The organism is Collinsella sp. CLA-ER-H9, from assembly GCF_040092295.1.
Classification (GTDB): domain Bacteria; phylum Actinomycetota; class Coriobacteriia; order Coriobacteriales; family Coriobacteriaceae; genus Collinsella.
Genome location: NZ_JBBNLV010000005.1, coordinates 1 through 21,595 on the forward strand (window position 1 = coordinate 1; position 21,595 = coordinate 21,595).

Sequence of the window (21,595 nt, forward strand, 5' to 3'; positions counted from 1 at the left end):
CCTTCCGGTAAGGGCCCAGGTAGACTACCTGGTCGATAGACGGCAGGTGCAAGGACGGCGACGTCCTCAGCCGAGCCGCACTAATCGCCCGAGCTCTTCCGGAACCGCACCTCGCGGCCCGCGGGACCCAGCGCCCATGCGCGGTCCGGGCACGAGGATGCCCCCGAGTCATCTTTCCTATACGCCATGCGGCCCCCAGGGCACGTGAGAGGGACACCCGGACACCGAGAACGGTGGGCGCCGCCCACCGGTCAGCGGCCAGAGCATGGGGGGCACGCCCGGTCCCGTTCCGAACCCGGAAGCTAAGCCCCATCGCGCCGAGAGTACTGCGGGGTCAGCCCGTGGGAGGCCAGGGCGCCGCTGACCGGTGGACGGCACCGAGCCGCCATTGGGAATGTAGAAGGGGGAGGCCTCGCGGCCTCCCCCTTTTTTTGCGTTTGGTCGATATGAGCTAAACGCCTCTATGGCTTAATAGCCTTTTCTATTTGAAGAAAACAAAATGAATGACCAGCGCGATTGCCACGATGGCAATGATCAAGAGCGCAATTTGGAGACGGTGCTGTCTGCGCCGTCTGTTTGACGATGTAAATATCGATTTCCCCTGCTTAGGCGTCTCGAGATAGCGGGCGGAATGCGTTAGAGTTTGCTTGGGACGGGGCCCTCTGCGATGTTGCTTTGTGGGTGTTTGTGTCTGCTCCTGGCTGCTTGCGCTGTTTTTGGATAAGGGGGCATCTTTTAGATACACCGGATCGCTCGAGGCGACACCCATGTGTCTGCGCGCTGATTGAGATTCTTCTAGGGTTTGATATCGATTGCGAGTTACATACTCAGGCTCTGCATCGTTAATGGGCTCTTGGGAAATATGGGGACGATGGTAGCGTATGGGCTGTGAATAGGCAGAACTATCGTTCTGCAGCGACTCAAACGAATTGTCGGAGGTCTGATCGTCCATGATGCCCTTAGGTTGTCATTAACAACGTGTATGCGCTCATTGTAAGCCCTCCGCTTCGTTTTGACAGGCCGCGTATATGGTATTTAAGGCACGGTTCAAAGAACTTTAGCTTCGTTAAAACCTTAGTCGACCAGACTTAGATATGCTTATAGAAAGAGACTTAAAAAACTTTATATCAAAATGTATATATAAGAAATGGATGGGCATATATTAGAGCGTCAAAAGAAGTCCCTGCCACCTAGAAGATGGCTCGGCAGTCCCTTAAAGGAGTGGTAGTCATGGCAAGCATGGTTCCTTATCGTTCGGTTTTTGGTGTTCGTCCCTCTGCTAGCTCGTTGTTTGATCTCTTTGATGATATGAGCGACCTAGCGAACAGCTCGATTGCCTCTAAGGCGTTCCCCGTTGACGTTGAGGATAAGGGCGATGGCTATGAGGTCAAGGCTTATCTGACCGGCGTCGCCAAGGACGATATCGATGTCGAGCTTAACGAGGGCCGTCTGTCCATTAGCGTGAATGTCGAGGAAGACGAGGAGAACGAGGGTAAGAACTTCCTGCAGAAGGAGTTCAGCTCGTACAGCGCGACGCGCGGCGTGTACCTGAAGGATGCTTCGAGCGAGGGCCTTTCTGCAAAGTACGCTGACGGCATCCTTACCGTTACGGTTCCTAAGATTGTCGAGAAGAAGAACGTTACGAAGATTTCCATCGATTAAGGCTATCGGCTTTTAAAATCGGTGCCTACGTTAAGGGGGCTGGGAAGTGATTCCCAGCCCCCTTTGCTGTTTACTGTATGGTCATGGGCCGATATTGTCCGGCGGGACGTATCGTGAGTTTATGCAGCCCCTCAACGCGGGTGGCGGTGCTGCCAAGCTCGTTGTCGAGCGTTGCGTCGAGGGAGCTTGCGTAGCTTTTGACGGTCAGGCTTGGGCGATTGTTGTCTTGGCTAATGTGCATCGCGATAAGTTGCTCGGTGCGATCGGTTGCCAACGCGCGTGCGGCATCGGCGGCCTGATCGTTGGAGAGATGCCCTTTTACAGACAGGATACGTTCCTGAAGAAAGCGAGGATAGTCGCCTTGACGCAGCATGGTTACATCGTGGTTGCTTTCGAGTGCGAGAATGCGACAGTCCTTGAGCGTATCGATGGCATGCTTCGACAACTCGCCGGTGTCGGTGGCAAAGCCAATTGAATCACCCTGAGCGTCAAACCGGTAGCCGACGGGATTAACGACGTCGTGGGATGTCGAATATGTTTGAATGTGGACTCCGGCAATAGAGAGGGCGTCACCTGGGTCGAATTCCTCGACAGGTAGATGTGCGAGGCTTTCTTTGGACGTGAGCGTTCCTCTGCTGGAAAAGACTGGGCCATTCCAATGCTTGCACCATACCTCAAGCCCCTTGATGTGGTCGCTGTGTTCATGGGTGACAACAAGGGCGTACACGTCGTCTACCGACAGTCCGAGTTCCGCCATGCGTTTGAGCGTTTCGCGGCGAGACAGTCCGTCATCGACCATAATGAGCCCCTGCGGGCCCTCGATGAGTGCGCAGTTGCCTTTAGAGCCACTGCCGAGGATATGAAGGTGCAGACGAGACATAAGATTCCAAAGGATACAATGGGTGCGGACGAATAGAGGAGGAAGCAAATGCCTACGGTATCTCAGCATTATGGACACCATGCCGTGCCTGGGGCAGTCGATGAGACCCGGACGAGGCAGCAGGCTGCTCCTGTCGTGCTCATGGTATCAGGCGGCGCGGACTCGACGGCACTGCTTCTTATGGCGTGCACATCAAAGCTGGATATCCAAGACGGACGCGGTGTTGCCCCCATTGCTCGCGAGCGCCTGCATGTGCTGCATGTAAACCATCATCTGCGCGGCAAGGCGTCCGATGGCGACGAGGCCTTTGTGCGTGAGCTCTGCGCGAAATATGGTTTACCGCTGTGCGTGGAGCACGCTTATTTTGATGGGGAGTCGGGCAATATTGAGGCCGCGGCCCGCGAGGTGCGCTATGCCGCGGCGCGGAGGTATGTTCGCGAGCTCTGCGCCCAGACGGGGGCACCGCGAACGGCGGCTCGTATCTGCACCGCGCACACGTCTTCGGATCGCGCGGAAACGTTTTTGATGAACGCGATTAAGGGTTCAGGGCCCGCTGGCCTATCGAGCATTCCTCACCGGAGGAATATCGTGGTGCGCCCCTTGCTCGACCTAACTCATGGCGAGCTCGTGGGCTATCTACAGGTACATGGTCAGCCGTGGCGTGAGGACGAGAGCAATGAGGATATCTCGTATCTGCGAAACTACGTGCGCCATCGGGTAATGCCAGTGGTGGCACAGCGTAATGCGAGCGTGTGCAAGACGATTGGCGCCGCCTGCGAGATCCTTGGTGACGAAGATGCGTTTCTATCCCAGCTGTCGGCACAGGCGTTTCGAAGCTGCCTGCGCAAGGAGGCGGCGGGTGCGCTAGTGCTCGATGCCAGACGCCTTGCTGCGGCCGAGGTGGTAATCGCGCGGCGCATCGTGCGACTGGCGATCAAACGCATCGATCCGGACGCTCGTCCAGAGATGCGACATGTGGAGCGAGTCCTTTCCTGCGTTGCCGAGGGCGCAGGCTCGGTCACGCTTCCGGCGGGGATTGACGCACGCGTCGAATTTGGCATGCTGGCGTTTAAGGCTCCGGTGGCTCGCGAGGGCCTGGTCGCGGACTGGGTTACCGTACCCGGTCGTTTGCCGTTGGGCGGGGGACGTATGCTGGTCGCAGAGCCGATGGCCGTTGAACCGGGATGCGATATCGTGCGCCGCGCCCGTGAGCTTGCGGCTGCCGGGGAAGTGGCAGCTTTGGTAGACGCGGCTGCCCTGGGTTTTGCCGACAGCGATAGCGAGCGGATCCTGGCGGGCTCGCGTGGCGAGATCCCTGCCGAGGCGCGATTGGCGCGCCTATGGGTGGACGGTCCCGCACCGGGAGACGTGATGTGCCCGTTAGGAATGAGTGGCCGAAGCAAGAAGGTATCCGACTTGCTAGGAGAGGCTCGCATTCCCGTTTCCGAGCGCGCCGGCGTGCCCATGGTGAGGACGGCGCCGGGAGGTGCCGTGGTGTGGGTCGCCGGAGTTCGCGCGGACGAACGCTTTAAGTGCACGGCGGCGACGCGTGTGGCCTATCTGCTTCGCGTGGTTGACGCGGATTAGCCCCTCGTACCAGCTTTTCTGTGCGGCGTTGACGGTATTCCAGCGCTGATGATGCGCGGGCTGGAAAATATACCCCGTGCGCTGCTAGAATGTGTAGTTCGCGTCCATACGGCGGTGTGTGGGCGATTAAGCACAAGAAAGGGTTGTCATGGCTTCTCAACATCCGGATATCGAGAAGGTTCTGTTTACGCAGGAGGATATCGAAGGTATCGTTTCTCGCCTGGGCGAGGAGATTACGCGCGACTACGCTGGTAAGGATCTGGTGTTGATCGCGGTCCTGCGCGGCGCCGTTGTCTTTATGGGCGACCTGATGCGCAAGATCGAGCTGCCGACCAACATCGATTTCATGGCTGTTTCGAGCTATGGCGACGGTGTGAAGTCTTCGGGCATCGTGCGTATCATTAAGGACCTGGATATCGACATCCGTGGTCGCGACGTGCTGATCGTCGAGGACATTCTGGACTCGGGCCTGACCCTCAAGTACCTGATGAAGAACCTTGAGAGCCGCAAGCCCGCCTCGCTGGAGGTCGCTGCCTTCCTGTGGAAGGACGTTGAGGACCGCACCTCGGCCATCACGCCCAAGTATGTTGGAACCCATTGCCCCGATGCCTTTGTGGTGGGCTACGGCCTCGACTATGCCGAGCGCTATCGCAACCTTCCGTATCTGGGCATTTTGAAACCGGAGGTTTATTCGTAAGATGCCCGACGACCGTAACGACAACAATTCCCAGACTCCCCGGGAGCCTAAGATCCCGGGGATGCCCGGAGGCAAGAAGCCCACGCGTACGGGCTGGCTGTATTTTCTTTTGGCTTGCGCGCTTCTGGGCTATGCCTTCTTTAATATGGGCTCCGGTTTTGCCAGCTCCAGCAATACCGTTAAGCTCGCGACGAGCGAGATGGTCAGCGCCATTAAGCAGGATCGCGTCGAAGATTTGACCTATACGGTTCAAGACGGAAGCGTGGCGGGTCATTACTGGAAGACAAAAAAGGACAAGGGCGATACGAGCGAGCTCAAGAGCTTTTCCTCGACCTATGTCGGCTCCGATTCGCTTGCCGAGCTTATGGCGGAGCACCCCGACACCAAGTATATCGTCAACACCAACGACCCCGATTTTTGGGGCGACTTGGCGATGAGCGTGCTGCCGACGATCGCCCTGATCGCCATCATGTTCTACTTTATGCGCCAGATGATGGGCGCCAATAACAGGAACATGCAGTTTGGCAAGACCAACGCCAAGACTAACGAGGCTACGCGTCCCAAGGTAAAGTTCGAGGACGTTGCCGGCGTGGACGAGGCCGTCGAGGAGCTCGAGGAGATCCGCGACTTCCTGAGCGATCCGGACCGCTATCGCAAGCTGGGTGCCAAGATTCCGCGCGGCGTTTTGCTGGTTGGTCCTCCGGGTACCGGTAAGACGCTGCTGGCTAAGGCCGTTGCCGGCGAGGCAGGCGTGCCGTTCTTTAGCATCTCGGGCTCTGACTTTGTCGAGATGTTCGTGGGCGTCGGCGCCAGCCGCGTGCGCGACCTCTTTAAGGAGGCCAAGTCTCAGGCTCCGTCGATCATCTTTATTGACGAGATCGATGCCGTGGGACGTCAGCGCGGAGCCGGCCTAGGCGGCGGTCACGACGAGCGCGAGCAGACGCTCAACCAGCTGCTGGTCGAGATGGACGGTTTTGAGGAAAGCGAGTCGGTCATCCTGATCGCCGCAACCAATCGCCCCGATATTCTGGATCCGGCATTGCTGCGCCCCGGTCGTTTTGATCGTCAGGTCACGGTCGACCGTCCGGACGTAAAGGGTCGCGAGCAGATCTTGCGCGTACATGCCGAGAATAAGCCGATGGACGAGGACGTTAAGTTTGAGAAGCTCGCCCAGATGACCGTTGGCTTTACCGGTGCCGATCTGGCAAACCTGCTCAACGAATCTGCGCTGCTGGCCGCTCGCCGCCATCGTTCCGTGATCTCGATGGACGAGGTCGAGGAGTCGATGGAGCGCGTGATTGCCGGACCGCAACGCAAGGGTCGCGTGATGACCGAGGCCGAGCGCACCACGATTGCCTATCATGAGAGCGGCCATGCCCTGGTGGGTCACATCTTGGAACACTCCGATCCGGTTCATAAGATTTCGATTGTCAGCCGCGGCCAGGCTCTGGGCTACACGTTGCAGCTTCCGCAGGAGGATCACTTCCTCAAGACCAAGAACGAGATGCTCGACGAGCTTGCCGTGTTCTTGGGCGGTCGCGTTGCCGAGGAACTCATGTGCGACGACATCACGTCGGGCGCGAGCAACGACCTGGAGCGCGCAACCAAGATGGCGCGCGAAATGGTCACGCGCCTGGGCATGAGCGAGGAACTCGGCACGCAAGTGTTTGGCGAGGCGCAGCATCAGGTGTTCCTTGGCCGCGATTACGCCGATCACCAGGATTACTCCGAGGAGACGGCGCGTCGCATCGATATCGAGGTCCAGCGCATTATGCGCGAGGCCCATCGCCGCGCGGTCGAGATTCTGGATGCCCGTCGCGATCAGCTTGATCTGATGGCGAAGGTGCTGCTTGAGCGCGAGACCGTCGAAGGCGACGCCGTGAATGCCCTGCTCGACAACGAGTGGGATGCCTACCTTGAGCGCGAGGGCGATATCCTGGCGGCCAAGGAGGAGCGCAATGCCAAGGCGGCCGGTATGCCGACCAAAAAGCGCGCGCCCCGTATGAGCGAGGAGGAGCTGGCGGCTGATGCCGCGGCTTTTGCGCAGGCGGCCATGCAGGAGGATGCCGAAGTGGCATCCGATGGCGCTGGCGATGACCATGCCGTCAACGCCGATGCCGACGCCGACGACGACAAATAGTCTTTGTGGCGAAAGCCTCCGCGGGGAAACCTGCGGAGGCTTTTTTTAGCGATATGGGGCCATCTGTTGATTGGGGACAGACTTAAATGAGCGTTTTCACGCATTTAAGTCTGTCCCCAATTAACATTGCTGCGGCACTTTGCTCAACTAAAGCGTACAATACCGCCTATGCGAAAGGGGAACAGATGATCAACGAAACCATGTATGCTCGCGGTGCGGAAAGCTCCATCATCCGTGAGATTTTTAGCTATGGCCTTGAGCGCAAGGCGCAGATCGGTGCGGAAAACGTATTCGATTTTTCGCTGGGCAATCCGAGCGTTCCGGCACCCGCTGCTGTGGCGGAGTCCATTAAGAAGGCCCTGGAGCTGCCGAGCGACCAGCTGCACGGCTACACGCCCGCACCGGGCCTGCCGCAATGTCGTGCCGCTGTGGCCGAATCGCTCAACCGCCGCTTTGGCACGAGCTATGAGGGCAAAGACGTCTTTATGACGGTGGGTGCCGCGGCTTCGCTCACCTGCGCGCTCAACGCCGTTACGAATCCGGGCGACGAGGTTATTGTTATCGCCCCGTACTTTCCGGAGTATCGCGTTTGGATTGAGAAGGCCGGCTGCACGTGTGTCGAGGCGCTTGCCAACGAGGACACATTCCAGCTGAGCGTGGATAACGTATTCAAGGCGATCACCGACAAGACGGCAGCCGTCATTATCGACTCGCCCAACAACCCGACCGGTGCCGTATATACGCGCGACACGCTGACGCGACTGGCCAATGTTCTGCGCGAGGCCAACGCTCAGCGCGATCCCGAGAATCCGATTATGCTCATCTCGGATGAGCCGTACCGCGAGATCGTGTACGGTGCCGAGGTGCCTTGGGTGCCCTCGATCTACGAGCACACCATCGTGTGCTACTCGTATTCCAAGTCGCTGTCGCTGCCGGGTGAGCGCGTGGGGTGGATCTTGGTTCCCAACACCAATCCGCAGGCTGCCCGTCTGATGCCGGCCGTTGCCGGTGCCGCCCGTACGCTGGGCTTCGTGTGCGCGCCGGCGCTCTTTCAGCGCGTAATTATCGACTGCATCGATGAGCCGAGTGACGTTGAGGCCTATGCACGCAACCGCACCGCGCTTACCGACGCACTAGCGGAGTATGGCTACACCTATGTTGAGCCGGATGGCGCGTTCTACCTATGGGTGAAAGCATTGGAGCCCGATGCGAATGCGTTTTGCGAGCGCGCAAAGAAGTATGAGTTGCTTGCGGTTCCCTCGGACAGCTTTGGTATGCCGGGTTGGTTCCGCCTGGGCTATTGCGTGAGTTACGAAACGATTGTCAATTCGCTACCCGCTTGGAAACGGTTGGCGGACGAGTATCGTTAAAAGTAAAGCGCTCTGCCTACAATGTTTTACGTGAAACGGGGTTTGGTGTTAAGCCGGACCCCGTTGTCATGGACGTTGTGTCTTTGGGATGGAGTGGTTTTACGACTATCGAAGGCAATGCGTACAATGAATATAAGCGACGGCCGTGCCAGATAAGGAGACCTGATGCCCTACCTGCTTTCTTGTGACATTCATACCCATACGATGTTCTCTGCGCATGCATATTCGACCATTGAGGAGAATGTGTACTGGGCGGCAGAGCGTGGCCTGCAGGTGCTCGGGTCTGCCGACCATCTGAGCTCTATGGTTACGGCTTGTCCCAATGACCTGCGCAGTTACCAATTCTTTATCAACCAGGATATCTGGCCGCGCATTTGGAGCGGCGTGCTGGTGCTGCGTGGTGCCGAGGCCGATATCGTTTCGCTGGACGGAAGCCTGTTTGGCGAGGACACTCCTGTCACGCTCGATATCGCTGGCGATTCGTACAGTCGTCAGCATTCGCTGTTCGATTTGGTTACGCGTAATTTGGATTATTTGGTTGCAAGCGTGCATAATCCACAGATTGCTGAGGGCGCGACGCTGGCCCAGGCGACCGAGATGTATATCAATGCCCTGGAGCACCCCAAGGTGTTCATGCTGGGTCACACGGGGCGTTCGGGCGTGCCGTTCGATATCGACGAGGTGCTGTTGGCGGCTAAGGCCAAGCACAAGATTATCGAGATCAACAACCATAGTCTTGAACACGGTGTTGACACTGAGCATTGGGCCGTATGCCGCAAGATCGCTGAGCGCTGCGCCGAGCTGGGCGTGGGCATTGGCGTTTCGACCGATGCGCACATTGGCATGGCCATTGGTAAGCTCGATTACGCTCGCAAGATGCTCGACGAGATTCACTTCCCGTTGGATCTGATCGTGACGCGCGATCGCGAGACGCTGCTGCGCGAGATGGCGGCAGCCGGCGTGTGCGACCTGCGCAAGGGGATGTAGCGGAATTAATAAACCAAGAAAGGGGGCGGCCCAGACGGGTCGCCCCCTTTCTTGTCCTAAAAATCTACTGAGGTTGGTTAGCGGCGTTCGAGGACCGCTACGGTTTCGGTGTGGTCGGTATGGGGGAACATGTCGACGGGCGTGATCTTGAGCAGGCGATAGCCTCCGTCGAAGAGCTGATGCAGGTCGCGCTCTTGGGTCACGGGGTTGCAGCTGATATAGGTGATGCGGCGCGGCTTAAGTGCGCAGGCAGCTTCGAGGAACTCGGGGGTGGAGCCGGCGCGCGGCGGATCGATGGAAAGGACATCGATCCGCTCGTTGTTGTCGGCGGCATCTAGGATGTAATCGGTGGCATCGTCGGCCATAAACCATGCGTTGCGAGTAAGGCCGTTGAGCTCGGCGTTGCGACGTGCGTCAGCGATGCCGGCGTGGTTGCGCTCCACGCCAAGCAGCATAATGCCGATGCCCTTGTCCTGGGCGGCTTTGGCTGCGCACAGGCCGATGGTACCGCTGCCACAGTAGGCATCCATGAGCACATCGCCCTGGTGCAAATCCATGCCGTCGATAGCGAGCTGATAGAGCAGCTCGGTCTGTTGCGGGTTGGTCTGATAAAACGCGGTAGGGGAGATATCGAATTCGCAACCGAGCAGCTGGTCGCGCATGCACTCGGCGCCATATACAATGCGGGTTTCCTCGCCGAGGATGGCGTTGCCGGGACGTCCGTTGATGTTTTGGGCGACGGTGACGATGTGCGGATTGAGTGCGGCGACAGCCTCAAAGAACTCCTGCGCATGCGGCAAGTCGCGCTGAGCGGTCACGAGCGTGACCATGACCTGGTCGGTACGCCAGCCGCAGCGGACGACGGCATAGCGAAGCAAACCAAGATGCTTGTCCTCATTAAAGGCGGGAATATGCAGCCGCTCAGCTTCGCGTGCGATGCCGTTGAGAATCTGACGGGCGCCCGGTGCCTCGACGGGGCATTCGGGTACGGCAACGATCTTGTGCGTGCCGCGCTCAAAGAAACCGCAACGGACAGCGCCCTCTCTGCCGGGGGCAAAGGGAGTGGCGGCCTTATGGCGAAACCCGCGCGGCGCAGGATATTTGCCCGGGTCGCCCAGGGTGACGCCCATACCGCGAATGGGGTCGACGCTAATACCCTCGCGCTCGCAAAGAGCAGCAAAAAGCTCCTCCATAACAGCCTGCTTAGCTGCCAACTGCTTTTTATAAGGACGATTGAGCGCCGTGCACCCCCCGCAAGCTTTCATGATCGGACAGGGAGACTTGGGATCCACAGCCTTACGCGCAGACGAAACCTGATCTATATGCGAGCGCTTGGAGCGAGTCTGAGATGCCTTGTCCTCGCTCCGACGAGAGCCGGGACGCTTGGCCTTAGCCTTGCCTTTGGCTGACTTGCCCTTCGCATCCTGAGACGACTTGGATTTCTTAGAAGATTTTTTCTCCTCCGACCCCTCAGCCGCCTCGATCAAAGCACGACGAGCCCTACGCTCCGCACGAGATTCTGCCATCAATAACTCCACTAATTCATGAATTAAAGCTGCAAGTATTGTACCGTGCCAAGCCAGCAGACGATATACAAGCGGTTTATTCGTGTCAGTGATAAGCCCAACGACGGTTGCCCGCCGCGTGAGGGGTGTGGGGGTTAAGTTTATCGCGAGTTCCGCACGAACAGGAGGCCACTTAATGTGGCCTCCGTCGTGAGCAGGACTGTAGAGCAGGAAACTTAACCCCCACACCCCTCACGCGGCGGGCAAACTCGCCTTGTGCTCTATCACGCTAAAGTGTATGATTCTGAACGTTACATGACTCACTTTACCTAACTAAAGTGTCATCAAGGGGGAATACCATGAACACCGATATGTCTCGTCGTCAGTTTGTTGGTCTAGCCGGCTCGCTCGCCACGGTGCTTGGCCTTGGTCTTGTCGGTTGCGGCGGTGGCGCCGGCAAGGGCTCCGCCGCTGGCTCTGCCGCGGCCAAGGATGTGAAGGGCGCTGCGGAGTCCAAGAAGCTCGTGGTGGGCTTTGATAAGTCCTATCCTCCGTATGGTTTTGTGGGCGACGATGGCGAGTACACCGGCTTTGATCTCGATTTGGCCAAGGCTGTTGCCGATAAGCAGGGCTGGGAGGTCAAATACGAGGCCATCGACTGGGATGCCAAGGATACGCTGCTCAACTCGGGCGCCATCAACTGTATCTGGAACGGCTTTACCATGGAGGGCCGCGAGGACGACTACACGTTCTCCGAGCCGTACATGCTTAACGAGCAGGTGCTGGTGGTAAAGAAGGATGCAGGCATCAAGAGCTGGGACGATCTTGCCGGCAAGACCGTGATTACCCAGACTGATTCCGCTGCACAGGATGTGCTCGAGGGCGACCAGAAGGATTTGGCCGCGACGTTTGCCACGCTCGATACCATCGGTGAGTACAACACGGCGTTTATGCAGCTCGAGAGTGGTGCAGTCGATGCCGTCGCCTGTGACCTCTCGATTGCCCAGTATCAGCTTGCCGCCAAGCCCGATGCCTATACACAGCTTGATGAGCCGCTGTCCAGCGAGCACTACGCCGTCGGCTTTAAGAAGGGCGACACCAAGTCGGCCGATGCCGTGACCGAGTCGCTCAAGGCACTCTATGAGGACGGCACGGTCAAGGACCTGTGCAACAAGTATGCGAGCTATGGTCTGTCCTTCGACAACTGGGTTTTGAAATAGCGGCTTTCCCAGGCACTCGATTTTGCCGTTCAAACCGTCGCTTGCGTACATTTAGTACGCGGCGCTCCTCTTTCACGGCAAACTCGGGCACCTGGAAAACCCGCTTTGACATTGGGTTCGCTGTTCTGTTGCTGTGAAAGAGAGCTTAGGTTGTCTATTCAAGTCATGATGCAGATGCTTGGCCAGGGATTCTTGGTCAGTTTGCAGCTGTTTGTGCTGACGCTGCTCGGGTCGATTCCCCTGGGAATTCCCGTGGCGTTTATGCGCATGAGCAAGGTCGCGCCGCTGCGCTGGATTGCGCGCATCTACATTTCGGTCATGCGCGGTACGCCGCTCATGCTGCAGATGTTTGCCATCTACTTTGCCCCGTATTACGTGTTCGGCATCTCGCTCACGCCCGATTCCAAATGGACGGCGTGCGTTGTGGCGTTCATCATCAACTACGCCGGCTACTTTGCCGAGATCTATCGCTCGGGCTTGCAGTCGATTCCGCGCGGTCAATATGAGGCCGCCGAGGTGCTGGGCTATTCGCGCACGCAGACGTTTCTGTATATCGTGATGCCGCAGGTCGCCAAGCGTATTCTGCCGGCGATGGGCAACGAGATCATCACGCTGGTCAAGGACACGTCGCTGGCGTTTGCCATTGGCGTGGGTGAGATGTTCTCGACCGCCAAGGCGCTGGTTGCCTCGCAGGTGAGCATGGTGCCGTTTGCGATTGCGGCGCTGATCTACTGGGTCTTTAACTTTGTGGTCGAGATGCTGCTGGGCGCCGCCGAGAAAAAATTGGATTACTACCATGATTAATTCGGTAATGAATATAGCGAACGCGCGCAAGGCGTTTGGCGGCAATAAGGTGCTCAAGGATATCTCACTCGAGGTAAAGCGTGGCGAGGTTGTGGCGATTATCGGGCCTTCGGGTGGCGGTAAGTCCACGCTGCTGCGCTGCGCCACGCTGCTCGAGACGCTCGACGGTGGCTCGCTTTCGTTTGGCGACCTTGCCGTCGCGACGGATGCGGGTTCGGGCGCGGTGTACGCAAAGGGCGATGTGCCTAAACAGGCGCGCTCGCGGTTTGGTCTGGTGTTTCAGAACTACAATCTGTTCCCGCACTATACGGTGATGAAAAACATCACCGACGCTCCGGTTCGCGTACTCAAGCGTCCGCGCGAGCAGGCCGAAGCGCGTGCGCGTGAGTTGATCGCGCAGATGGGGCTTACGGGCAACGAGAACAAGGTGCCATGTGAGCTTTCGGGTGGTCAGCAACAGCGTGTGAGTATCGCCCGCGCCTTGGCGCTCGACCCGGAGATCTTGTTCTTTGACGAGCCGACTTCGGCGCTCGATCCCGAGCTAACGGCCGAGGTGCTGCGTGTCATTAAAGACCTTGCCGCGCAGAATATGACGATGGTGATCGTGACCCACGCAATGCAATTTGCGCGCGATGTTGCCGACCGCGTGGTCTTTATGGACGGCGGTCGCATTGTCGAGGAGGGTCCTGCCGAGCAGGTTATCGATCACCCGCGTGAGCAACGTACCCGTGAGTTCTTGAGCCGTATCGAGGGCTAGGCTCAGCTATATATTGAGAAAAAGCCGCCGCAGGTCTTATGGTCTGCGGCGGCTTTTATTTGTATCGATGGGGTTTAATAATCGCCTCGCATGCGCTCTTCTTCCTCTCGCCGCCTGTATTCATACGTGCGCCGAAAGGTATGCATGGACGGTCGCCCGTGAGGGTAGGGTGGTGGCATAGGACATTTGGAGGGTGAGTCGGCTCGGCTGCCGACCATGCTGCTCCCGGGATGGCACCGACCGCGAACTCTCCCCGTTGGCGTCGCGCATTGCGCGCGGCCCTGCAAGGAGGTCATCATGGGTGCTCCCAAGACCGGTAACGTAAGGAACGTGGTGCTCGTAGGCCAAGGCGGGGTGGGCAAGACCTCACTCGCCGAGGCCATGCTCCACCTTTCTGGCAAGACCGCCCGCCTGGGCGGCCACGACGGCACCAAGCCCACGCTCGACTATGACCCCGAGGAGGTCAAGCGTGCATTTTCCATCTCGACGACCATTGCGCCGATCGACTGGAAGGGCGCGCGCATCAATGTGCTCGATGCCCCGTGCTATCCCGATTTTATCGGCGACGCCTTTGCCGCGATGAGCGTCTGCGAGACGGCTCTGTTTGTGGTCGATGCCGAGGCCGGCCCACAGCCTACGACGGTTAAGCTCTGGTATGCCGCCGAGGACCTGCGTCTGGCGCGTGCGGTGTTCGTAAACCGCCTGTCGCGCTCTGAGGCCAGCTTTGCGACCACGATGAATCTGCTGCAGGAGCGCTTTGGTATGCGCCTGGGCGCCGTGACCCTTCCCTGGGGCGAGGGCGAGGACTTCGACGGCATCATCGATCTGGTGCGCATGAAGGCACGCCATTGCAACGGCACTGAAGCCGTTGAGTCGGAGATTCCCGAGGAGTATCGTGCCCAGGCCGAGGAAGCCCATGACCATCTGTGCGAGCTGGTGGCCGAGGCTGACGACGAACTGATGATGAAGTACTTGGAAGGCGAGGAGACACTGACGCAGGAGGAGCTTGAAGGCCTGCTTTCGAAGGCGATCGCCGAGCGCATCTTTGTGCCGGTCTTTGCGGGCGATTGCATTAAAGAGCAGGGCGTCAACTCGCTGATGGACGATATCGCCACGTACTTCCCGGCGCCGACGGACTACGGCGAGATGCCGCTCATCGACGGCGATTCGCTTAAGATCTCGAGTGACGATGACCGCCCGGTGGCATTTGTGTTTAAGACCTTGGCCGATCCGCAACAGGGTCGCATCAGCTTTATCAAGGTGCTGACGGGTACGCTTGAGCCGGGCCTTGAGCTGGTCAATGCGCGCACGCGCAAGGGTGAGCGTCTGGCCCACCTGTATGTGATGTGCGGCCGTGACATGACCGAGGTCGGCCACGCTTATGCCGGCGATATCATCGTGGCGCCCAAGCTGGCGGCCGAGACGGGCGATACACTCTCGATTACCGGCAAGGTCGAGGCTGCGGCGTTTAAGTTCCCCAACTCGCAGTACCGCATCGCCATCGAGGCCGAGAACCGCGGTGACGAGGAGAAGCTATACACGTTTATCGAGAAGGCGTGCAAGGCCGATCCGACCATGAGCATCGATCGTGACGAGGAGACCGGCCAGACTATCATCTCCGCCGTGGGTGAGGCGCAGGTTTCGGTCCTGCTCAATCGCCTTGAGGATCGCACCAAGGTCGTGGCCAAGAGCGTGCCGATCCGTATTCCGTATCGCGAGACCATTCGCCGCACGGCAAGTGCCCAGGGTCGCCACAAGAAGCAGACTGGCGGTGCCGGTCAGTATGGCGACTGCTGGCTGCGCGTTGAGCCACTCATTGGGCCCGACGGCACGAGCGATGGCTATGAGTTTGTAGACGAGGTCGTGGGCGGCCGAATTCCGCGCTCGCTGATCCCCGCCGTGGACAAGGGTGTCCAGGAGACTATGAAGGACGGCATCATTGCCGGCTACCCGCTCACGGGCATTCGCGTGGCCGTGTACGACGGCTCGTATCACAGCGTCGACTCCAACGAGATGGCGTTCCGCGCGGCGGCCCGCATCGGTCTGCGCAAGGCATGCGCCGATGCCGACCCGGTGGTGCTGGAGCCCATCGAGGAAATCACGGTGACTATCCCCGAGAGCTACGCCGGCGCCGTGATGGGCGACATCTCGGCCTCACGCGGTCGCGTGACGGGTATGGAGACCGATGAGCGCGGCGATACCGTGGTCATTGCCCAGGCGCCGCTGGCCGAGCTGACGGATTACTCGACGCGTCTGCGCTCCATCACGCGCGGCACGGGCGACTTTACCATGAAGCCTGCCGGCTACGAGCAGGTGCCTTATGACGTTCAGGCCAAGCTGGTCGAGCGCTATGAGGAGGGCCGCGCCAAGTAGCGTGGGGCTTTGCCTGCAACATACATGTCGATGCAAGGGCCGCTCTGGGCAATCCAGGGCGGCCTTTTTGATCCCCAGTGGGGTTGCAAATCAGTTCTTGTCGTGGCTCGGGGCTAGTCTCCCGAGGCCTGGTTGCGGCCGGTGGTGTAGTCGATCTGCACATGCGGTTGCAGGTTGTAGCAGTACACGTGGAAGCACAGCGTCTTGCCGTGGTCCTCGACCGATTGCGCCTCAAGGCGCACGCCGCGGCAGACAAGCTCCTCTTCGTTGTACATGGGCGTGACGCGATAGAGCACATGGTTGCCCGTATCGCGAATATAGTTGAGAATCTGCTCTTCAAACGGTAGCATGCCCGTCTCGTTGAGATAGCGCGTGCCGGTGAGGAGATTCTTACGGTTGGCGTTTTCGCCGCAGAGCGACCAGGCGATAAGGTGACAGCGGTTGTAGAGGCTCTGGCCCGGAATAAAGTCGTAGCGCTGCTGGCGCCATCCAGCGGGATGGATACGCGAGATATCGCCGCGCTCGCCTTGACCGAGTGATTCGGGGCCCACACAGGCGAGCGCTTTGCGGGTGCGGCCCAAGCTGTCGAGTTTGGAGAACTTCTTAAAGCAACCCTCTTCGGTGGCGCGCTCGTATTCATCGAGCGTGAATGACGGTGTGCCGAGCGGGTGCGTGCTGTCGGCGCGCAAGGCCACATAGGGGTTACCCGCGTAGTCGGGAATGCTGCTGAGATATACGCCGCGGGCGCGGTCGAGATCGGGGTTTTCGACCTCGTCGATGGGGGTGGTGGTGCTATCTGCGGAAGTGCCGTCGCCGGTGTCGGTTGTGGCGGAATCGGAGCCATCGCCGGTGCTTTGGCCCCCTTCGGAATCCGTGGAGCTTGCCGTTCCCGATTCGAGCCGGGCAACCAGGTCTGCCTCGTCGTCGGTGCGGCTGGGACTCTCGTTTTGTTTCTCGGCCAGAGCCGCTGCCTGCTCATCGCTTTGTGGCGACAACAGCTTGGGCGCTCCGTCGAGCGACCCTGTGAACAACGCAAACCCCAGCACCACGGCGGTGCCGATGGAAAGTACTTGCTTGTAGGCGGACTTGCGCGACATGGTGACTCCTGGCTAGTCAATTGGGAATCTACCAGTCTAGCAGGAGCCGGCAGGGGCCGTTCTGTCGAACAAATACTTAAGATTTGGGACAACCGCTACGGATTCATTTGCCTCATATTTGACGTATGGCTAGATCGAGGTGGAACCGAGCCAATTGAGTTTGCATTCGAGAATACGCTGCTCACCGGGCGTGCTGCTGCCATCGAGTAGCGCGAGGAGCATCTCGGCCGCCTCTCTGCCTTCCTGGTCGACGGGCTCGATGATCGTGGAGACGGTCGGCGTGGTGAGGTTGGTCCAGTCTTCGCAGTTGAGTCCCAAAAGACCGATTTGCTGCGGAAGTAGATGGGCCATGGGCTGGAGGGCCTTGTAGACACGGGGAAGTGCCCACTGATTTTGCACGAAGATAAGGGTTCGCTTGGCGGGGTTGAACTTGTATTTAAAGTACTCGGTAAGCTCACTGACCGACGGCTTGTTGTGGTCGATGGGAATCGCTTTGTAGAGCTGTCCGTTCGCTGCCAGTGCCTCGGCATACCCCTGAAAACGCTCCATGCGGGTGCGCATCTCGGTCATGTTGGCGGCAATGGAGAAAAAGTCCTCGTAGCCGGCGTCGAGGAGTGCCTGCGTGGCGTTGTACACACCGTCGTAAAGGTTGGTTTTGATCCAGCTGGTACCTGGGCTATAGATGGCCGCATCGAAAAAGACGACGGGCTTGCCGGCGCGCTTGATGCGGTCATGAACGGCCTTGAAGTTTGCCGTGGGCTGGATGATAAAGCCATCGACGCCCAGTGAGAGCATCTTGTCGACATACATGAGCTCGGTCTCGGGGTCGAAATTGCTGGTGCAAACGACCGTTTGGTAGCCCGCGGGGAGCATGACCTGCTCCATGCCGTTGAGGACGAGGCCCGCCCACTTGTTGGTGTTATCCAAGATGATGATGGCGATGACGTGGGTCTGTTTGCCGGTGAGCGTTTGTGCCTGAGCGTTGGGGACGTACCCCAGCTCCTTTATAACGCGCGCGATCTTTGCCTGCGTCTTGTCGCTGAGCTTGTCTCGTTTGTCGTTGAGGTAATACGAGACGCTTGCTGTTGAAGTTCCCGCCTCGCGGGCGACGTCTGCGATCGTAACGCGCTGTTTTGCCACAGCGACTCCTTCCGACAGATGAGCATTTTCCAACATGATGACTTTGAGTCTTGGTGTGGGATGCGCTTTGGTGAGCGACCCTTTCCTTTCATATGAGTATGCAACAAATGCGGTATACGGGTGGGGTCGAAATTTGTGACCGGCATGCGCATCTGCCGTCTACCGAGAAAATCAAATACTTCTTGACTTTTGAAATCGAGGGTAAAATCGCAGGATTCATTTTTGGTTAAACGCATAACTAAATCGCATAACTAATGCTCTGACCTGCGCGTTTACCGAATTGAGCTGGTTTAATCAATGCCAGCACCCTATATTGGTCTTGTCGAAAAGACAGCAAGTCCAAACGGCAGGGGATGCTCCGGAGGCCTCCGCAAACGGTGTCTTGCGCACGCAACTCTATGAAAAGAGGGAAGCAATGAAGATCGTAGGCGTTGCCGCCTGTACCGTGGGTATTGCCCACACGTATATGGCCCAGAAGGCGATTCAAGATGAATGCGCCGCCCGTGGCATCGAGTGCAAAGTCGAGGCTCAGGGTGGTCTGGGCATCGAGAACGAGCTGACGCAGGAAGACGTGGATTCCGCCGACCTGGTGCTCGAGTCCGTCGACGTGGGTGTCGAGAATGAGGACCGTTTTGAGCAGAAGATGGCCGAGGGCAAGTTCCTGAAGGTCGGCACCTCGGATGTAATCGCCGATCCGGTAAAGATCATCGACCAGGCCGTTGAGATCATCAAGGCGACGGGCGGCTCCGTTGACGCGCCCAAGGCCGAGGCCAAGGCAGAGAAGAAGGCCGTCTCCGCTGCCCCGCAGGCCCCGACACCGGCGTCCAAGCAGTCCATCTTTGCCGATCCTGGCAAGACGCTGCTCAATGCATTCAATACCGGCGTTTCCTATTTTATCCCCATTGTCGTTATCGGCGGCGTGTTCCTTGCCTTCTCACTGGCATCCGGCACCGCCGGCGCCAATGGCATGGAGGTTACGAACCCGCTGATGGTGAGCCTTAACACCATCGGTATGGCCGGCATCTCCATGATGATCCCGGTGCTTGCGGCATACATCTCCTACTCGATGGCCGGCAAGCCCGCGCTCGCCCCCGGTTTTGTCCTGGGCTACCTGGTCAACAACGCAGTCGTTACCCCTAACGGCAACAGCGTTTCGACCGGTTTCTTGGGCGCCATGATCATGGCGGTCATCTGCGGCTACTTTGTCCGCTGGATGAAGACCTGGAAGGTCAACAACACTATCCAGACCATCATGCCCATCCTGATCATCCCGATTCTGACCTCGCTTGTCCTGGGCATGGCCTATATCTACATCCTGGCCACGCCGCTTGGCTTTGTGATGGACTGGCTTACCGGCGTGCTCGGCAGCCTGCAGGGCGGTTCCGCGGTTGTCCTGGGTCTGGTCATTGGCGTTATGACCGCCTTCGATATGGGCGGCCCCATCAACAAGACCGCCTCGACCTTCACCATGGCCATCATGGCCTCCGGCATTTACGGTCCTAATGGTATGTTCCGCGTCGCCGTCGCCGTTCCCCCGATCGCCTGTGGCCTCGCTGCACTTATCGCCAAGAACAAGTTCGATGACGCCGACCGTCAGATGGGCATCTCTGCGCTGTTCATGGGCTGCATCGGTATTACCGAGGGCGCCATTCCCTTCGCGGTCAAGGATCTCGGCCACACCCTTCCCGGCATCTGCATCGGCTCTGCCGTGGGTGCTGCTCTCGCCGCCTTCCAGGGCATCGACTGCTACGTCCCGCACGGTGGCTTTATCGTCGCCCTTGCTACCAACAACGTCGCGCTGTTCTGCCTGGACATCGTGATTGGCTCTGTGGTTGCCGCTGCAATCCTGATTGCCATGAAGCCCACGCTCGATAAACAGGCCAAGTAAACCTTTAAGGACTCCGGTTGTGCGGAGGGATGGATTTGACTCCGCACAACCGCCCCTACACAACAAAATCCATCCGCACTGATAGGGCCCGTATCTGGGTCCCAGGGAACTTTTGTCAAAAATCCTCTGGAGAAGGAGAACAAAATGTCCAATCTCACCATCCGTCAGGCCGTTCAGGGCATGCTCAAGCTGCAGGATAGCGGCGATCACGCAACCATGGTCGGCATTGGCCCCATGAGCCCCAACCTGATTCAGGCCGTGTTCGAGCTTGCCAAGGACGAGGATTTCCCTCCCATGTTTATCGCCAGCCGCAACCAGGTCGATATGGACGAGATGGGCGCCGGCTACGTCAACGGTTGGGACCAGACGCGCTTTGCTGCCGACATTAAGAAGGTTGCCGACGAGGTGGGTTACACCGGTCCGTACTACCTGTGCCGCGATCATGGCGGTCCGTGGCAGCGCGACGAGGAGCGTAACGCCCACCTGCCCGAGGACGAGGCCATGGAGCTCGCCCGCAAGTCCTTCGTCGCCGACATGGAGGCAGGCTTTGACCTGCTGATGGTCGACCCCACCAAGGACCCCTATCAGATCGGCAAGGTTATTCCGCTCGACGTTGTGCTTCGCCGCACGATCGACCTGATCGATTACCTTGAGCAGTACCGCCGCGAGCATAACCTGCCCGAGGTCGCCTATGAGGTCGGTACCGAGGAGACCAATGGCGGTCTGACCTCCACCGATAAGTACGAGGAGTTCATTTCTCAGCTGCAGCCCGAGCTCGAGAAGCGCGGCTGCCCCATGCCCACCTTTATCGTCGGCCAGACCGGCACGCTCACCCGTTGGACCGAGCAGGTCGGTCATTACAACTTTAAGAATGCCCGCGAGCTCGCCGACATGGCCAAGCGCTACGGCGTGGGCCTGAAGGAGCACAACGCCGACTACCTGGATGACGCGACGCTGCTCGAGCACATCCCGGCTCACGTGACGGCCTCCAATGTTGCCCCTCAGTACGGCACCGAGGAGACCCGCGCTTACCTCAAGCTCTGCGCTACTGAGCAGATTCTGGTCGACAACGGCCTGTGCGACGATCCCTCCGACCTGTATCACACGCTGCTGGTCAAGGCTATCAAGACCGAGCGTTGGCGCAAGTGGATGACCGGCGACGATGTCAACCTGCAGGTTGACGATATTCTGGCCGACGACGAGCTCAGCCTGAAGATTCTGGATGTCTCCGGCCACTACGCCTTTAACGATCCCGAGGTCAAGGAGCAGGTCGAGAAACTCTATCGCAACCTCGCTGCCCAGGACATCGACGGCAAGCGCTTTGTGATCGAGCACATCAAGCGCCCGATCAAGCAGTACGTCGTCGGTCTTAACCTCAAGGGCGTCACGAGCCGCATCGAGAAGGCTCTCGAGGACTAGGTAGTTCCGGCGTTTTGACAAACGCCGGACCGGTCGACGCTGCGCGGGCATCTGCCGGGCAATCTGGCG

Annotated in this window: 17 protein-coding genes and 2 rRNA genes; 14 read left to right on the top strand and 5 right to left on the bottom strand. The window is 58.8% G+C overall.

Annotation, left to right across the window (positions count from 1 at the left end; genetic code table 11):
* Window positions 1-104, top strand: a 23S ribosomal RNA gene (locus AAAX73_RS04495); the annotation flags it as partial.
* 146 nt (window positions 105-250) lie between these two features.
* Window positions 251-366, top strand: a 5S ribosomal RNA gene (gene rrf, locus AAAX73_RS04500).
* A gap of 115 nt (window positions 367-481) precedes the next feature.
* Here the strand turns inward: rrf and AAAX73_RS04505 are convergent.
* Window positions 482-952: a hypothetical protein gene (locus AAAX73_RS04505; protein WP_250787219.1), complete on the bottom strand. Its 471-nt coding sequence runs from the start codon at window positions 950-952 to the stop codon at window positions 482-484.
* Between the two features lie 278 nt (window positions 953-1,230).
* Here AAAX73_RS04505 and AAAX73_RS04510 point away from each other — a divergent pair, with 278 nt between their 5' ends.
* Window positions 1,231-1,662, top strand: a complete 432-nt coding sequence (locus tag AAAX73_RS04510) for an Hsp20 family protein (protein WP_035138719.1) — start codon at window positions 1,231-1,233, stop codon at window positions 1,660-1,662.
* Between the two features lie 70 nt (window positions 1,663-1,732).
* On the opposite strand, the gene AAAX73_RS04515 is transcribed toward AAAX73_RS04510, so the two are convergent.
* Window positions 1,733-2,542, bottom strand: a complete 810-nt coding sequence (locus AAAX73_RS04515; RefSeq protein ID WP_349125156.1) for an MBL fold metallo-hydrolase — start codon at window positions 2,540-2,542, stop codon at window positions 1,733-1,735.
* Window positions 2,543-2,590: 48 nt separating this feature from the next.
* Between AAAX73_RS04515 and tilS the strand changes: the two genes are divergently transcribed.
* The 5 genes from tilS (at window position 2,591) to AAAX73_RS04540 (ending at window position 9,323) form a co-directional block, all read left to right on the top strand.
* The gene (tilS, locus tag AAAX73_RS04520) at window positions 2,591-4,129 is read left to right on the top strand and encodes a tRNA lysidine(34) synthetase TilS (protein ID WP_250787217.1); all 1,539 of its coding nucleotides are present in this window, start codon (window positions 2,591-2,593) and stop codon (window positions 4,127-4,129) included.
* A 148-nt stretch (window positions 4,130-4,277) separates the two neighbouring features.
* Window positions 4,278-4,826, top strand: coding sequence for a hypoxanthine phosphoribosyltransferase (gene hpt / locus AAAX73_RS04525; RefSeq protein ID WP_118081750.1), 549 nt, complete (start codon window positions 4,278-4,280; stop codon window positions 4,824-4,826).
* 61 nt (window positions 4,827-4,887) lie between these two features.
* On the top strand, window positions 4,888-6,966 hold the full coding sequence (gene ftsH, locus AAAX73_RS04530) for an ATP-dependent zinc metalloprotease FtsH (protein ID WP_349125157.1): 2,079 nt from the start codon (window positions 4,888-4,890) through the stop codon (window positions 6,964-6,966).
* Window positions 6,967-7,151: 185 nt separating this feature from the next.
* The gene (locus tag AAAX73_RS04535; protein WP_349125158.1) at window positions 7,152-8,336 is read left to right on the top strand and encodes a pyridoxal phosphate-dependent aminotransferase; all 1,185 of its coding nucleotides are present in this window, start codon (window positions 7,152-7,154) and stop codon (window positions 8,334-8,336) included.
* Window positions 8,337-8,501: 165 nt separating this feature from the next.
* Window positions 8,502-9,323, top strand: coding sequence for a phosphatase (locus AAAX73_RS04540; RefSeq protein ID WP_118081738.1), 822 nt, complete (start codon window positions 8,502-8,504; stop codon window positions 9,321-9,323).
* Between the two features lie 77 nt (window positions 9,324-9,400).
* On the opposite strand, the gene rlmD is transcribed toward AAAX73_RS04540, so the two are convergent.
* Entirely contained in the window at window positions 9,401-10,615 is a 1,215-nt protein-coding gene (gene rlmD, locus AAAX73_RS04545) for a 23S rRNA (uracil(1939)-C(5))-methyltransferase RlmD (RefSeq protein WP_349125231.1), read from the bottom strand.
* 572 nt (window positions 10,616-11,187) lie between these two features.
* On the opposite strand from rlmD, the gene AAAX73_RS04550 reads away from it, so the two are divergent.
* The 4 genes from AAAX73_RS04550 to AAAX73_RS04565 all read left to right on the top strand — a co-directional run bounded on the left by AAAX73_RS04550 (window position 11,188) and on the right by AAAX73_RS04565 (window position 15,982).
* Window positions 11,188-12,048: a transporter substrate-binding domain-containing protein gene (locus AAAX73_RS04550; RefSeq protein WP_117817847.1), complete on the top strand. Its 861-nt coding sequence runs from the start codon at window positions 11,188-11,190 to the stop codon at window positions 12,046-12,048.
* Between the two features lie 165 nt (window positions 12,049-12,213).
* Window positions 12,214-12,852 (top strand): amino acid ABC transporter permease, encoded by a 639-nt coding sequence (locus tag AAAX73_RS04555; RefSeq protein WP_349125232.1) that lies wholly within the window; start codon window positions 12,214-12,216, stop codon window positions 12,850-12,852.
* The gene (locus tag AAAX73_RS04560) at window positions 12,845-13,609 is read left to right on the top strand and encodes an amino acid ABC transporter ATP-binding protein (RefSeq protein ID WP_117817843.1); all 765 of its coding nucleotides are present in this window, start codon (window positions 12,845-12,847) and stop codon (window positions 13,607-13,609) included. The genes AAAX73_RS04555 and AAAX73_RS04560 overlap by 8 nt, the downstream gene beginning before the upstream one ends.
* 297 nt (window positions 13,610-13,906) lie before the next feature.
* Window positions 13,907-15,982: an elongation factor G gene (locus AAAX73_RS04565; protein WP_349125159.1), complete on the top strand. Its 2,076-nt coding sequence runs from the start codon at window positions 13,907-13,909 to the stop codon at window positions 15,980-15,982.
* Between the two features lie 113 nt (window positions 15,983-16,095).
* Here the strand turns inward: AAAX73_RS04565 and AAAX73_RS04570 are convergent, their stop codons facing one another.
* On the bottom strand, window positions 16,096-17,079 hold the full coding sequence (locus AAAX73_RS04570) for a DNA/RNA non-specific endonuclease (protein ID WP_349125160.1): 984 nt from the start codon (window positions 17,077-17,079) through the stop codon (window positions 16,096-16,098).
* Window positions 17,080-17,208: 129 nt separating this feature from the next.
* Entirely contained in the window at window positions 17,209-18,219 is a 1,011-nt protein-coding gene (locus AAAX73_RS04575) for a LacI family DNA-binding transcriptional regulator (protein WP_349125161.1), read from the bottom strand.
* A 415-nt stretch (window positions 18,220-18,634) separates the two neighbouring features.
* Here AAAX73_RS04575 and AAAX73_RS04580 point away from each other — a divergent pair, with 415 nt between their 5' ends.
* Together AAAX73_RS04580 and AAAX73_RS04585 are read left to right on the top strand one after the other, a co-directional pair.
* The gene (locus tag AAAX73_RS04580; RefSeq protein ID WP_349125162.1) at window positions 18,635-20,107 is read left to right on the top strand and encodes a fructose-specific PTS transporter subunit EIIC; all 1,473 of its coding nucleotides are present in this window, start codon (window positions 18,635-18,637) and stop codon (window positions 20,105-20,107) included.
* 144 nt (window positions 20,108-20,251) lie between these two features.
* On the top strand, window positions 20,252-21,526 hold the full coding sequence (locus tag AAAX73_RS04585) for a class II D-tagatose-bisphosphate aldolase, non-catalytic subunit (protein ID WP_006235615.1): 1,275 nt from the start codon (window positions 20,252-20,254) through the stop codon (window positions 21,524-21,526).
* Window positions 21,527-21,595 lie beyond the last annotated feature (69 nt).

Bases quoted from the DNA above. Each gene is read 5' to 3' on its own strand.
- AAAX73_RS04535 (WP_349125158.1), top strand. From the start codon at position 7,152: ATGATCAACGAAACCATGTATGCTCGCGGTGCGGAAAGCTCCATCATC.
- AAAX73_RS04510 (WP_035138719.1), top strand. From the start codon at position 1,231: ATGGCAAGCATGGTTCCTTATCGTTCGGTTTTTGGTGTTCGTCCCTCT.
- hpt (WP_118081750.1), top strand. From the start codon at position 4,278: ATGGCTTCTCAACATCCGGATATCGAGAAGGTTCTGTTTACGCAGGAG.
- AAAX73_RS04565 (WP_349125159.1), top strand. From the start codon at position 13,907: ATGGGTGCTCCCAAGACCGGTAACGTAAGGAACGTGGTGCTCGTAGGC.
- AAAX73_RS04550 (WP_117817847.1), top strand. From the start codon at position 11,188: ATGAACACCGATATGTCTCGTCGTCAGTTTGTTGGTCTAGCCGGCTCG.
- AAAX73_RS04555 (WP_349125232.1), top strand. From the start codon at position 12,214: ATGATGCAGATGCTTGGCCAGGGATTCTTGGTCAGTTTGCAGCTGTTT.
- ftsH (WP_349125157.1), top strand. From the start codon at position 4,888: ATGCCCGGAGGCAAGAAGCCCACGCGTACGGGCTGGCTGTATTTTCTT.
- AAAX73_RS04540 (WP_118081738.1), top strand. From the start codon at position 8,502: ATGCCCTACCTGCTTTCTTGTGACATTCATACCCATACGATGTTCTCT.
- AAAX73_RS04560 (WP_117817843.1), top strand. From the start codon at position 12,845: ATGATTAATTCGGTAATGAATATAGCGAACGCGCGCAAGGCGTTTGGC.
- AAAX73_RS04505 (WP_250787219.1), bottom strand. From the start codon at position 952: ATGGACGATCAGACCTCCGACAATTCGTTTGAGTCGCTGCAGAACGAT.
- AAAX73_RS04570 (WP_349125160.1), bottom strand. From the start codon at position 17,079: ATGTCGCGCAAGTCCGCCTACAAGCAAGTACTTTCCATCGGCACCGCC.
- AAAX73_RS04580 (WP_349125162.1), top strand. From the start codon at position 18,635: ATGAAGATCGTAGGCGTTGCCGCCTGTACCGTGGGTATTGCCCACACG.
- tilS (WP_250787217.1), top strand. From the start codon at position 2,591: ATGCCTACGGTATCTCAGCATTATGGACACCATGCCGTGCCTGGGGCA.
- AAAX73_RS04515 (WP_349125156.1), bottom strand. From the start codon at position 2,542: ATGTCTCGTCTGCACCTTCATATCCTCGGCAGTGGCTCTAAAGGCAAC.
- AAAX73_RS04585 (WP_006235615.1), top strand. From the start codon at position 20,252: ATGTCCAATCTCACCATCCGTCAGGCCGTTCAGGGCATGCTCAAGCTG.